Genomic DNA, 13,613 nt, shown 5'->3' on the forward strand with positions numbered 1-13,613 from the left:
ATTATTCCTTAACGGCTGTTTTTCTATTCCAATACATTCCACCCGCAATTAATACTAGCATAAGTACAAAACTGATTAATGCAATAGTACTACCTGTTTTTACCACTTGCGGTTCAAATTTGAATACGATGGTATGTTTTCCAGCCGGAATAGGCAACCCTCGTAAAGCGTAATCTACGCGGTAATGTTCCGTTAATTTACCATCGATGTATGCATTCCATCCGTTTTTATAGTACATTTCAGAGAATACGGCAAATCCGTTATTTGGATTTGTTGCTACATATTGCAATTCATTAGGTTTGTACGAAGTCAATTCAATTTTTGCAGAAGCCGCTTTTTTAGGAATTGCGAGAGCTAATGGTTTTTCATTAGGCTCAAGCGTTCTAACCGCTACATTCTTTGTATCTAGATTCGATAACGCTTGCATTTCGGCATCCGCATTCGGTACTACTTTAATTTCATTTACAAACCAAGCATTACCATTGGCTTCTGTATTTTGAACAGGAAGTTGCTCTCCTTTTTCATTTCGGTGTATTAAATATTTTACATTCAACATATTTAAAACCTCCTGATTATTCTTTACGATTTGATAATCGAATAATTCCTGCATGCGTCTTGGTTTTGCCGCATGATAACCTCCAATAGACTTATGGAAATAAGAAGCCCTCGGATCACTTAGGGCATTACCCGAAACTTCGAATACTCTGTAGTGTGATGCATCTTGAAGGATAGCCGTATCGAAAGGAGCTTCGATGAAAGGTTCGTCTACTTCTTGTTTTGAAACAAAATCATCGGCAGCAAGATAGTTTTTACCAATCAAAAATAAATCAGCCACCATAAAGAAACCAACTAATATAGTCGCAGCTTGTTGCGAGATGGTCTTTTTTATGGATAACCATAAAATACCAAAAGTTAATGCGATGAAAATAATCGAACGGAAAATATCACTAGTGTACATTGAGGCTCTGTCTGCCTTTAATGCTTCAACAAATTCAGGTCCGTAAGACTCTCTCAAGTACGCATCGCTACCTCCAGCGAAGCTAAATAAACTCTTTGCAAACAATAAAACTATCAGTATTCCTCCGGTTACTGCTGCAGATTTCCATAAACCATCCCAACGTTGTTTTTCCTCAGTATTAAAAAAGCTTTGCAAGCCCATTAAAGCCAATGCAGGCATACAAATTTCTAAAACTACCTGAATAGAAGAAACCGCTCTGAATTTATTATACAAAGGCACATAATTAATGAAGAAATCGGTTAACAATGGGAAATTTTTACCCCATGACAACAACAAAGAAGCTATGGCTCCCGCTAGAAAAGCATATTTTAATTTACGATTATCGATGAACAATGCCAATACAGCTAAAAAGAACACAATCACACCTATATAAGCCGGTGCTGCTACAATAGGCTGATCTCCCCAATAGGTAGGCAATCCTTTTACAATTTCTTTGGCCTGATCTTCTGGAACATTCTGAGACACTACAAACTGATACATTTCGGAGTCCGTTCCTAAATCTTCACTATTTGAACCCCCAAAAATTCGAGGAGCAATTAAGTTGAAACTTTCGGCAATACCATAACTATACTCTGTAATATAATCGTACGTCATAGAAGTACCCTCTGTTTTTTTGGTACCATCAGGATTCTTCGATAATTCGCTTTTGCCTCTTGTACTTTCTTTGGCGTATTCCGACGTAGCCAAAATATTGGTAGCATTAGCACCCACGGCCAACAATCCGGCCACTACAAATACTCCAAAACTATAAACCAACGATTTTAACTCTTTACTCTGTACCGCTTTATAACTGTAGTAAGCCGTTAGAATTAACAAAAACAACAATAAATAATACGTCATTTGGAAGTGGTTTGCATTTAGCTCTAAAGCCGCTGCCACCATTGTTAATAACCCTCCTACTATCCAGCGTTTCTGAAAAACCAGCAATACACCCGCAACTACCATAGGCATATAGGCGATGGCATGCGCTTTGGCATTATGTCCTACCCCTAAAATCACTATTAAATACGTAGAGAAACCAAACGCTAAAGCTCCGAAAACGGCTTTAAGCGGTTTGATTTTTAAGGTTAATAGCAAAACATAAAAACCAATAAAATATAGGAACATATAATCTGCCGGACGGGGTAAGAAACGCAATAATCCGTCCACTTTTTTAATGTAATTGTGAGGATAATTGGCTCCTAACTGATACGTAGGCATTCCTCCGAAAGCACTATTTGTCCAATATGGTTCCTCTTGGTATGTATCTCTAAAATCGTTTTGTTCTTTGGCCATGGCCGTGTATTGCACAATATCCGATTGTAGTATTTTTTTTCCTTGTAGAACGGGATAAAAATAAATAATAGAAACCAACACAAAGCTTAAAATAGCCAATGCGTGTGGATAAAAACGTTTCAGTTTGTCCATAAAAATTAGATTGATACAAATAAGGCGTGAAGATACGCTAAATTTTAGATTTTAAAACTCTACTCTAAATTTTTGAAAGCGTTAGAAAATGACAATCCTTTGATTAGTCTATCTCTTCATAATCGATATACTCCCCTACTTGTTTTTTGGATTTTGGGTTTCCTTCTTTTTTGGGTGTAGTATGATCCTGAGTAGTTCCTTGGTTGAACCCTCTTTGTTCGTATTGTCTGTTAAAATTTTGCTGTGCCTTTTGCATCATGTTTTTCATGATGAACGGCATAAAAATTCGGGCTAAAATTTTAACGAAATAATAAAACCCGATGATATAAATAATGGTTTTAAAAAAACCTTGTAGAGATGCTTCCTGCATGGTAATTTTTTTTCAAAAATACGGATTATTACGAATCTCATTCTTAAAATAAAGATAAAAAATACTACATTTGGTTTTCTCAAATGGCAATACCATGAAATTATTTAAATCTTTAGCTTTAGGAGCTGTTTTATTTGCTTCATCTTCAATATACTCGCAATTTACAGATCAAATTAACTCGAATCGTCCCGGAAAATCTGCTGGCGCTTTCGCCGTAGGTAAAAAAGTGTTTCAACTAGAATCCGGCGTTTATTATATTAATGAATCGCATAGTGTTTTAGATTATGATGCAAATGGTTTTGGAATGGATCTTACCGCACGATACGGTTTACTGAAAGAACAATTGGAATTGACTTTAGATGCACAGTTTCAGATGGACAAATACAAAAGTAATTTCCTAGAAGCCAATCGCAGCGGGTTTAAAAACACTACTTTAGGAGCTAAATATTTGTTTTACGATCCGTACAAAAAAGGAGAAGAAAAACCCAACATCTATAGTTGGAGAGCCAATAACAAATTCAAATGGAAATCGTTAATTCCTGCCATTTCTGGTTATGTTGGGGTTAACTATGCCATGAAAAATGATTATAGTATTCCTAACGAAGCGACTGTAAGTCCCAAGATAATGTTGATTACCCAGAATCACTTTAAAAACAAATGGGTTTTTGTAACCAATTTAATCGCCGATAAAATTACGTCTGAAGCCAAAAATTTTGGTTATGTCCTAACCGTAACTTACGGTATCAACGAAAAATGGTCGGCCTTATTTGAAAATAAAGGCATCAAAGGTGATTATTATTCTGATGGTATCTTCACGTTGGGAGCGACACATTTGTTAATGGACCAGCTACAAATAGATGCTTCAATCAGTAAAAACATTAAATCAACTCCCGATTTAATATACGGAGGTATAGGTTTTTCTTGGCGCTTTGACAAAAAACACAAAGGCGTCGAAATTAAAGATGGTAAAGAAGTAAAAGAAGAGAAAAGACCAAAATCTAAAACGGGTATTTTATCAGAGGAAGACCTGAAAAAAGCTGAGGATAAAGCGGAGAAAAAGAAACGAAAAAACAAAAACGAAGACCTTCCAGAAAAATCTGTAAAAGAAGAAGAGAATCAAAAAAGTAAACGTTTAGAAGACGAAATAGAAGAATAAACACCATGATACAAATTATAGAAGCAAACACCAAGCAACTCATTAAAGAATTTGTAAAATTCCCTTTTACATTATACAAAGACAATCCGTATTGGGTTCCTCCTTTACTACAAGACGAGATTGATTCTTTCAATAAAGAGAAAAACCCAATTTTTGATAGTGCAGAGGCTTATTTTTACTTGGCCTACAAGGATAATAAAATTGTAGGAAGAGTAGCGGCCATTATCAATTGGGATGAAGTGAAACAACTGAACAAAAAGAAAACCCGTTTTGGTTGGTTTGATGTCATAGATGATGTTGAAGTCAGCAGAGCCTTATTGAAAAAAGTCTACGAATTGGGCAAAAAAAACAATATGGACCATGTGGAAGGCCCGATGGGATTTTCTAATTTAGACAAAGTAGGATGTTTGACGGAAGGATACGATCAGTTAAGTACCGCTATTGGTTGGTATAACTATCCTTATTATGTAGAACACTTTAAACAGTTAGGTTTCGAGGTAGAAAAAAAATATATCGAAAGTGAATTTTCCTTTGATAATGTTGCTTACGAACCGATAAAAAAAGCTGCCGATTTGGTGAAAGCTCGCTATGGCTACAAATCGATTGTTTTTAAATCTACCCAAGAGATTTTGCCTTACGTAGATAGTATGTTTCAATTGTTTAACGAAACCTATTCAAAACTACAATCGTTTGTCGCTATCAATCAAAAACAAATCGAATTCTTCAAGAAGAAATATATCCCTTTTGTAAATCCGGAATACATCAAATTCATTGAAGACAACCAAGGTAACATCATTGCTTTTGCCATTGTGATGCCTAATTATGCCCAAGCGCAAAAAGCAATTAACGGTAAATTATTTCCTTTTGGTTTTTTAAAAATGCTAAAAGCAAAAAAACATAGTAAAGAAGCTGTTTTCTACTTGATAGGAATTTCTCCGGAATATCAGAGCAAGGGAGTAACGGCTGTGATTTTTGAAGAGTATTACAAAACGATGAAAGACAAAGGAATTACTAAATGTATCCGTACACCAGAATTGGAAGACAATACCGCCATACAAAATCTTTGGAAAAACTTCAATCCTGTGATAACCAAAAGAAGATGTACGTTTATAAAAAACCTATAATCTTCAAGATTTATCAAATAATATAAAAAAATCCCTCTAGTGTTTAGAGGGATTTTCCATTATTCTGAAAAAAACTTTTACTACATAATCGCTAGTTCTTTCATGCATTGTTTCATCATTTGATATGTTCTTTCAATATCATTATCCAAACCAATAGAGAAACGAATCAATCCATCTGTTAATCCCATTTGCACTTGTTCATCCAAAGGAATTTCTGAAGAGGTAGAGGTTCCCGGCGCACTAAATAAGGTTTTATAGAACCCTAAACTAACCGCCAAATACCCTATGTTTCGTTCCTGCATCAATTCCATTAGTGCATTTGCTTTGTCCAAGGTTCCAACATCCATAGTCATCATTCCACCAAAACCATATTCAGGATTAATCATTGTCTTATAAATTTCATGACTTGGATGACTTTTTAAACCCGGATATACGATTTTAATTCCATCAGCTTCAAATTTTTCAGCCAAATATTGCGCGTTATGACTGTGCTGCTTCATACGAATATGCAAAGTGCGTAGATTTTTCATAATACTAGCACTGCGTAAACTATCCATAGTTGCTCCTAACAACATACTTGCACCATCGTTAACATTTTTCAACGCATCTATAAATTCCTGAGTACCACAAATAACACCTCCTAGCGTATCACTGCTTCCATTAATAAATTTAGTCAAACTGTGAATCACCACATCTGCTCCTAATTTTGCCGGAGCTACGGATAAGGGAGAAAAAGTATTATCTACTACTAGCTTAAGATTGTATTTCTTGGCCAGTTTTGCTAACGATTCTATATCCGCTACTTCCAGCAACGGGTTACTCACCGTTTCACAATAAATGATTTTCGTTGCCGGAGTGATGGCCGCTTCCACCAAGTCTAATTTTGTGATGTCGACAAAAGTCGTAGATACCCCTAAACGTGGCGCAAAATTCTTTAAAAACGCATACGTCCCTCCGTAGATTGTTCTGCTCGAAACCACATGCTCACCATTGCCACACAACTGCAACAATACCGGAGTAATAGCTCCCATACCCGATGCCGAAACGTTTGCCGCTTCTGTACCTTCCATAGCTGCTAAAGCTTTAGCCAAATACAAATTCGAAGGAGAAGAGTGACGAGAATACAAATAGCACCCTTCGGCATTTCCTTCAAAAGTATCAAACATAGTCTTTGCAGAGAGAAATGTGTAGGTGGAACTGTCTGAAATAGAAGGATTAACTCCTCCAAATTCACCAAAATATTGTAAGTCCTGAATATTGTCTGCTGGGTTGAAATTATTCATAATCATTAGGTTTTATAATTACCAAATTTGATTATAAATAAAATATTTTTCAATACAAACGAATAAATTTAGAAAAAAAATCTATACTTTTGCTTTTTAGTGGATTTTTTTCTTTTTAAATAAAAAAATCTATCGATCTACTAAATAATTTTAAACTTTGAGGATTTATGGATGCAATTGATAAGAAATTATTAAAGCTATTACAAACGGACAGCAAAAGTACGACAAAAGAGTTATCTACAAAACTGAATTTATCGGTGACAGCTGTTTATGAGCGTATCAAAAAACTAGAGAAAGATGGTACAATTAAAAAATATGTAGCTTTAGTTGATCGAAATAAAATACAGAAGAGTTATGTGGTATTTTGTCATATAAAATTAATTCAGCATACCAGAGACTTTATTGCGGAGTTTGAAAATGCTATTTTAAAATTAGACGAAGTCCTAGAATGTTTTCACGTGAGTGGAGATTATGACTACATTCTTAAAATTTGTGTTCGAGACATGGAAGAATACCGTGAATTTATGGTTACCAAACTCACCTCAATAAAACACATTGGTAGCACCCATTCTTCCTTTATGATTGGAGAAGTGAAAAACACTACCGTTTTTAATATTTCATAAATAATTAACGCTAAAAACAAGTAAGTTAATTAACAAAAAATAGTAATTTTGCCATAACTTTTTTAAAAACAACATAAAATACATACTATGAGTTCATTTGACGTAGTTATTATAGGTTCAGGTCCTGGCGGATATGTTTCGGCTATTCGTTGTGCACAATTAGGATTGAAAACAGCTATTATCGAAAAATATCCCACACTTGGAGGTACTTGCTTAAATGTAGGTTGTATCCCTTCTAAAGCAATGTTGGCCTCTTCTCACCATTACGAAGAATTACAACATTTTGCCGATCACGGAATTGAAGTTTCAGGTGAAGTAAAAGTGAATTTGGCCAAAATGGTAGAGCGCAAACAAGCAGTGGTAGACCAAACTTCTGGCGGTGTTAAGTACCTAATGGACAAAAACAATGTTACCGTTTATGAAGGTGTAGGATCTTTCGAAAATGCAACTACGGTTAATGTAACCAAAAAAGACGGTACTGTAGAACAATTACAAGGTAAAAACATTATCATTGCTACAGGTTCTAAACCTTCAACGCTGCCTTTTATCAAAATAGACAAAGAAAGAATTATCACTTCTACTGAAGCTTTAAAATTAACCGAAGTACCTAAACACCTTGTGATTATTGGTGGTGGTGTAATTGGATTAGAATTAGGTCAAGTGTATTTACGTCTAGGAGCAAAAGTTTCTGTTGTAGAATTCATGGACCGAATCATTCCTGGAATGGACGGAGCTTTATCGAAAGAATTAACAAAAGTTCTTAAAAAACAAGGCATGAAGTTCTACACTTCTCACAAAGTAAAAGAAGTAACTAGAAACGGAAATGCGGTAACTGTAAAAGCTGATGACGCTAAAGGTAACGAAGTAGTTTTAGAAGGAGATTACGCTTTAGTATCAGTAGGTCGTCGTCCTTACACAGACGGTTTAAATGCTGACAAAGCCGGAGTAAAATTAACCGAAAGAGGTCAGGTAGAAGTAAACGATCATTTACAAACTTCTGTTCCTACTATTTATGCCATTGGAGATGTGGTTCGCGGAGCGATGTTAGCACACAAAGCAGAAGAAGAAGGTGTAATGGTTGCCGAATATTTAGCGGGTCAAAAACCACATATCGATTATAACTTAATTCCTGGTGTAGTATATACTTGGCCAGAAGTAGCTGCTGTTGGAAAAACAGAAGAGCAGTTAAAAGAGGCCGGAGTGGCTTACAAAGTTGGAAATTTCCCTTTCAAAGCATTAGGTCGTGCTCGTGCTAGTGCCGATACGGATGGTTTTGTTAAAATTTTAGCCGATGCTAAAACTGATGAAGTATTAGGTATTCACATGATTGGTGCCCGTTCTGCCGATTTAATTGCAGAAGCAGTTACTGCTATGGAATTTAGAGCTTCTGCGGAAGATATTTCAAGAATGTCACACGCGCATCCAACGTTTGCAGAAGCGATCAAAGAAGCAGCGTTAGCAGCTACTGAGAATAGAGCTTTACACGTTTAAAATATTTCATATCATTTGAAACCCGCTTTTTTAGCGGGTTTTTTTATGCTCAACCCTCAGTGATGGTCTTCTGTTAATCTCTCATCGTTTTCTTTAGTGCCCATCTCCATTTAACATTCACAAATAACTGAAGAGACAAGAAAAACAGCACCAATAAAAATGAAATTATTGTATTTTTGCTCAATATATCAGAGCCTTGAGAACTTCTATAGTCAAAACTATCACAGATTCAGATCAATTTAAACATCAACTGCTTACATGGGCACAACAGTTTCGTGAAGTGGTGTATTTGGATAGCAACCATTATCCCCAAAAATACAGTAGCTACGATTGCGTATTGGCGGTTGATGCTTTTACACTGATTCAAACGGATTACCATAATGCTTTTGAAGATTTAAAACAGTACCAACAACAAACCAAAGATTGGCTTTTTGGGTATCTGTCCTATGATTTAAAAAATGATATTGAAAAACTCACTTCGAATAATTTTGACGGCCTGCATTTTCCAGATCTTTTCTTCTTTCAACCTAAAAAACTATTTTTCCTAAAAGGAAACCAATTGGAAATTTGTTATTTGAATTTTTGTGATGATGAAATAACAGACGATTGGAATGAAATTACTTCACTTGATACCAATTTATCACAAACTACGAGTGACATTAATATCAGACAGCGTATTACTAAGAAAGAGTATATAGAAAAAGTAACCCAAATGTTGGGTCACATTCATCGTGGGGATATTTATGAGGCGAATTTTTGTATGGAATTTTATGCTGAAAATACCACTATTGCCCCTTTAGGCATTTTCTCTAAACTCAACGCTATTTCAGAACCTCCTTTTGCTGTTTTTTTTAGAAACCATACCCAATATCTCCTTAGCGCATCTCCTGAACGATATATTAGAAAAGAAGGAAACAAAATCATCTCTCAACCCATTAAAGGGACCGCTAAACGCTTTGAAGACCCTTTACAAGACGAAAAATCAAAACAAGAATTAGCACAAAGCGCTAAGGAACGTTCCGAGAACATTATGATTGTCGATTTGGTGCGCAATGATTTAGCCCATACTAGTACGAAAGGTTCTGTAAAAGTTGAAGAGTTATGCGAAATTTATACTTTTCGTCAGGTGCATCAGATGATTTCAACTGTTGTATCGGAAGTAGAACCTACTACTCAGGCGGTAACCATCCTTAAAACCACTTTCCCTATGGGTAGCATGACTGGAGCTCCAAAAATATCGGCCATGCAAATAATAGAAAGTTTGGAAGAAACCAAACGAGGTCTTTACAGTGGTGCGGTGGGTTATTTTACTCCCAACGGAGATTTTGACTTTAATGTGATTATTCGCAGTATTTTATACAACTCTCATGAGCAATATCTCTCCTTTTCTGTAGGCAGCGCCATCACGGCTGAAGCAACACCCGAAAAAGAATATGAAGAATGCCTACTAAAAGCCAACGCAATGTTAAATGTATTGAAAATCAAATAATTAATCACTTACTTTATATCATAATACGTTTAATTTTCAAACTAAAAAACACGATTATGAAAAAAGTAATTTTAGTAGTCACATTACTATTTGGACTGGTCTTAACTGGAGTGGCTCAGGACAAACAAACAAAGAAAGACAAAAAAATGAAACATGAATGCACAGAAATGTGTAAGGACAAAAAACATGTTTACAAGCATGGCGAGAGGAAACACAAATGTTCCAAAGAATGTCATGCAATGATGAAAGAAAATCAATAATTATAACATCAGCAACCTTTAAAGGTTGCTTTTTTTTAGTAATTTAGCAAAGAATATATCTGTCATGCTCCAACAATTTCAACATTATATCACTACTACCTTTTCGTTTCTGAAAGGAAAAAAAATAGTATTGGCAGTAAGTGGCGGAATTGATAGTATGGTTTTAATGCACCTTTTGATGCGTTCCGGCTATACTTTTTCGGTAGCACATTGCAATTTTCAGCTCAGAGACCAAGAAAGTGACCAAGACGAAGAATTTGTTAAGATGACCTGCCAAGAGCACTATATTCCGTATTTCATCAATCGATTTGAAACCCAAAAATATGCTGATTTGCACAAAAAATCTATTCAGATTGCAGCCAGAGAATTGCGTTATAATTGGTTTGACGAACTGATGCATACTAATGGTTATGATTTTTTGCTCACTGCACATCACATAGACGATTCGGCCGAAACGTTTTTAATTAATTTTACTCGAGGAACTGGTCTCGAGGGTTTAATGGGTATTCCACAACAAAACAAAAATATCCTCCGTCCCCTACTCCCTTTTTCTAGAGAAGAAATCGAGCGTTATGCGCAGGAAAATTCAGTAAGTTGGAGAGAAGATTCTAGCAATGCTTCCGACAAATACTTTCGAAATAAAATTCGTCATCACATCCTACCGATTTTGAAAGAGCTCAATCCGAATTTTTTGAATTCTTTTCAACAAACTTTAATTCATTTACAAGAAGCGCAATGTCTTGTTGAAGAAGCTTCTTCGATGGTTTATGAGGATGTGGTTGAGGAAACAAATGATGAAAAAAGGTTTGATCTCAATAAATTACAAAAACTTCCACACAAAACAACATATCTGTATCAATGGTTAAAACCGTATGGATTTACTGCTTGGAACGACATTTTCGACCTAACAGAAGCCCAATCCGGAAAACAAATTTTTTCAGAGGATTACCGACTCTTGAAAGATCGAGATTTTTTAATACTTTCTAAAAAAACCGAGCCACAAAACGAATCTTACGAAATTCAGGAGCAACTCAAACAAATTGATTTTCCTATAAACTTACGATTGAGTGACCAAAGTCACATCATAAGTCATTCTAAAGGCACTATTTTTGTTGATAAACTTTCGTTAAAGTTTCCGTTGATATTACGAAAATGGCAAGAAGGTGACTATTTTTACCCTTCAGGAATGCAAGGGAAGAAAAAAGTAAGCAAGTACTTTAAAGACGAGAAATTTTCGCTGATCGATAAAGAAAAAACATGGTTACTTTGCTCGGAAAACGAAATTATTTGGATTGTAAATCACCGGGCAGACCAACGCTTTTTAGCCAACGAAAAAACGCAACATATTTTAAAAATAGAAGTATTATAATGAATAAGTTTTTAGCCACAATCGCTTTATTTTTTACCTTTTGGGGAGCGCAATCACAAATTTTAGATCCTGTTTCATGGAAAACTTCCGTGGAAAAAAAATCTGATACCGAATTTGTTTTGGTTTTCGATGCCATCATAGAACCGGAATGGCATATGTTCTCGCAATTTACCCCAGATGGAGGATCATTGCCTACTGTTTTTCAATTTAAAAATGCGAAAGGCAATTATGAATTAGTTAGTAAAACCAAAGAAAGTCCTTATAAAAAAGTATATAGTGAGGTTTTTGAGGTGGATGAATATATGTTTGAAAAGAAAGCACAATTTCGTCAGACTATAAAAGTAACCAATCCTAAAACGAATGTTGCTAAAGTCTACGTAGAATATCAGGTTTGTAAAGAAGCTTGTATTCAACAAGACAAAACATTTGAAATTAAACTTCCGGTTACAACGACAACAAAAGTTGAAGAAGCTACTACCGCTGAAACAAATTCGGATACTGTAACTACTGCAGACAATACTACTGATTCAGTATCGTCAATTGTGGAAAATTCACCAGAAAAAGTTCCAGCAAAAGAAATCTCTAAAAAACCAGAACAGAAAAAAGGTTTATTCACGATTTTCTTTATTGCGTTCTTTTCCGGATTTGCTGCTTTATTGACTCCTTGTGTTTTTCCGATGATTCCAATGACAGTAAGTTTTTTCACCAAACAAAGTAAAAACAAAGCAAAAGGAGTTCGAAATGCTATCTTCTACGGAATTTCTATTATTTTAATCTATGTGATTTTAGGTACGCTGGTGACGGCTATATTTGGTGCCGATGCTTTGAACGCTCTATCTACTAACGTTTGGTTTAACATCATATTCTTCTTATTATTAGTATTTTTTGCCGCTTCTTTCTTAGGGGCTTTCGAAATTATGCTACCAAACTCTTGGGCTAATAAAGTAGACCGACAAGCAGATCGAGGAGGTATGATCGGAATTTTGTTTATGGCATTAGCTTTAGCCATTGTTTCCTTTTCATGTACAGGACCTATTGTAGGGACATTGTTAGTTGAAGCCGCTTCTAAAGGAGGAATAGCACCTATTGTAGGTATGTTAGGTTTTTCCTTAGCTTTAGCCTTACCTTTTATGCTTTTTGCCATGTTCCCGGGATGGTTACATTCATTACCAAAATCAGGCGGATGGTTAAATACCGTAAAAGTAGTATTAGGATTTTTAGAATTGGCTTTGGCTTTTAAATTTTTATCCAATGCCGACTTAGTATTACAAGCACATTTACTAGAAAGAGAAGTCTTTCTAGCGATTTGGATTGCTATATTTGGAGCTTTAGCCTTATATCTTTTTGGAAAAATTACTTTACCACACGATAGCCCGATTCCATCGATTTCTGTTGGAAGATTACTTCTTGGACTTTTAGTGTTATCATTTACGGTTTATTTAATTCCAGGACTTTGGGGAGCTCCATTAAAACTAGTTTCAGGATTCCCTCCTCCACTAACTTACAGTGAAACACCAAACGGTATTGGAAGCACCAATGTGAGTGCTACCGGAATTTTACCGGATGGCGCTAAAAGTGGACCTCATGGGATTATCGCTTTTACCGATTATGACAAAGGAATGGCGTATGCCAAAGCACAAAATAAACCAATATTATTAGACTTTACAGGATTTGCTTGTGTAAATTGTAGAAAAATGGAAGATTATGTTTGGTCTAAACCCGAAATTCTTTCATTAATCAAAGGGGATTTAGTACTGATTTCTCTTTATGTTGATGATAAAAAAGAGTTACCTGCTCATGAACAATACGTTTCTAAAGAAACAGGTAAAGAAATTAGAACGATTGGTAACAAATGGAGTGATTTTCAGATTACGCATTATAAAGCCAATGCACAACCTTATTATATTATTTTAGATACCAAAGAAAACCGATTAACAGAACCGGTAGGCTATACACCCGATTCAGAAGAATATAAAAATTGGTTATTATCCGGAATCAAAAAGTTTAAATAAAAAAATAGTCC

11 protein-coding genes are annotated in these 13,613 nt (G+C 35.4%); 8 read left to right on the forward strand and 3 right to left on the reverse strand.

What is annotated here, in order from left to right; genetic code table 11:
• Position 1 precedes the first annotated feature (1 nt).
• Together NAT50_RS05255 and NAT50_RS05260 are read right to left on the reverse strand one after the other, a co-directional pair.
• Positions 2-2,425, reverse strand: coding sequence for a YfhO family protein (locus NAT50_RS05255; RefSeq protein WP_250592115.1), 2,424 nt, complete (start codon positions 2,423-2,425; stop codon positions 2-4).
• 103 nt (positions 2,426-2,528) lie between these two features.
• On the reverse strand, positions 2,529-2,795 hold the full coding sequence (locus NAT50_RS05260) for a DUF4834 family protein (RefSeq protein WP_250592117.1): 267 nt from the start codon (positions 2,793-2,795) through the stop codon (positions 2,529-2,531).
• A 94-nt stretch (positions 2,796-2,889) separates the two neighbouring features.
• Between NAT50_RS05260 and NAT50_RS05265 the strand changes: the two genes are divergently transcribed.
• Entirely contained in the window at positions 2,890-3,951 is a 1,062-nt protein-coding gene (locus tag NAT50_RS05265; RefSeq protein ID WP_250592118.1) for a transporter, read from the forward strand.
• Positions 3,952-3,956: 5 nt separating this feature from the next.
• Positions 3,957-5,075: a GNAT family N-acetyltransferase gene (locus NAT50_RS05270; protein ID WP_250592121.1), complete on the forward strand. Its 1,119-nt coding sequence runs from the start codon at positions 3,957-3,959 to the stop codon at positions 5,073-5,075.
• 80 nt (positions 5,076-5,155) lie between these two features.
• On the opposite strand, the gene NAT50_RS05275 is transcribed toward NAT50_RS05270, so the two are convergent.
• Complete coding sequence (locus NAT50_RS05275) at positions 5,156-6,358, reverse strand: aminotransferase class I/II-fold pyridoxal phosphate-dependent enzyme (RefSeq protein WP_250592123.1); 1,203 nt, start codon at positions 6,356-6,358, stop codon at positions 5,156-5,158.
• 167 nt (positions 6,359-6,525) lie between these two features.
• Here NAT50_RS05275 and NAT50_RS05280 point away from each other — a divergent pair, with 167 nt between their 5' ends.
• The 6 genes from NAT50_RS05280 to NAT50_RS05305 all read left to right on the forward strand — a co-directional run bounded on the left by NAT50_RS05280 (position 6,526) and on the right by NAT50_RS05305 (position 13,602).
• A complete protein-coding gene (locus NAT50_RS05280; protein WP_250592124.1) occupies positions 6,526-6,981 on the forward strand; it encodes an Lrp/AsnC family transcriptional regulator in 456 nt (151 codons plus the stop codon).
• A gap of 87 nt (positions 6,982-7,068) precedes the next feature.
• Positions 7,069-8,472, forward strand: coding sequence for a dihydrolipoyl dehydrogenase (gene lpdA / locus NAT50_RS05285; protein ID WP_250592125.1), 1,404 nt, complete (start codon positions 7,069-7,071; stop codon positions 8,470-8,472).
• Between the two features lie 196 nt (positions 8,473-8,668).
• Positions 8,669-9,961: an anthranilate synthase component I family protein gene (locus NAT50_RS05290; protein WP_250592126.1), complete on the forward strand. Its 1,293-nt coding sequence runs from the start codon at positions 8,669-8,671 to the stop codon at positions 9,959-9,961.
• Between the two features lie 56 nt (positions 9,962-10,017).
• On the forward strand, positions 10,018-10,221 hold the full coding sequence (locus NAT50_RS05295) for a hypothetical protein (protein ID WP_250592127.1): 204 nt from the start codon (positions 10,018-10,020) through the stop codon (positions 10,219-10,221).
• Between the two features lie 64 nt (positions 10,222-10,285).
• Entirely contained in the window at positions 10,286-11,590 is a 1,305-nt protein-coding gene (gene tilS, locus NAT50_RS05300) for a tRNA lysidine(34) synthetase TilS (protein ID WP_250592128.1), read from the forward strand.
• Entirely contained in the window at positions 11,590-13,602 is a 2,013-nt protein-coding gene (locus NAT50_RS05305; protein WP_250592130.1) for a protein-disulfide reductase DsbD family protein, read from the forward strand. The genes tilS and NAT50_RS05305 overlap by 1 nt, the downstream gene beginning before the upstream one ends.
• The last annotated feature ends 11 nt before the right edge of the window (positions 13,603-13,613 follow it).

The sequence above is a fragment of the Flavobacterium luminosum genome (assembly GCF_023635005.1).
Lineage (GTDB): Bacteria > Bacteroidota > Bacteroidia > Flavobacteriales > Flavobacteriaceae > Flavobacterium > Flavobacterium luminosum.

Coding starts and splice junctions, on each gene's coding strand:
- NAT50_RS05275 (WP_250592123.1), bottom strand. CDS start 6,358: ATGAATAATTTCAACCCAGCAGACAATATTCAGGACTTACAATATTTT.
- NAT50_RS05305 (WP_250592130.1), top strand. CDS start 11,590: ATGAATAAGTTTTTAGCCACAATCGCTTTATTTTTTACCTTTTGGGGA.
- NAT50_RS05255 (WP_250592115.1), bottom strand. CDS start 2,425: ATGGACAAACTGAAACGTTTTTATCCACACGCATTGGCTATTTTAAGC.
- NAT50_RS05295 (WP_250592127.1), top strand. CDS start 10,018: ATGAAAAAAGTAATTTTAGTAGTCACATTACTATTTGGACTGGTCTTA.
- NAT50_RS05270 (WP_250592121.1), top strand. CDS start 3,957: ATGATACAAATTATAGAAGCAAACACCAAGCAACTCATTAAAGAATTT.
- lpdA (WP_250592125.1), top strand. CDS start 7,069: ATGAGTTCATTTGACGTAGTTATTATAGGTTCAGGTCCTGGCGGATAT.
- tilS (WP_250592128.1), top strand. CDS start 10,286: ATGCTCCAACAATTTCAACATTATATCACTACTACCTTTTCGTTTCTG.
- NAT50_RS05260 (WP_250592117.1), bottom strand. CDS start 2,795: ATGCAGGAAGCATCTCTACAAGGTTTTTTTAAAACCATTATTTATATC.
- NAT50_RS05265 (WP_250592118.1), top strand. CDS start 2,890: ATGAAATTATTTAAATCTTTAGCTTTAGGAGCTGTTTTATTTGCTTCA.
- NAT50_RS05280 (WP_250592124.1), top strand. CDS start 6,526: ATGGATGCAATTGATAAGAAATTATTAAAGCTATTACAAACGGACAGC.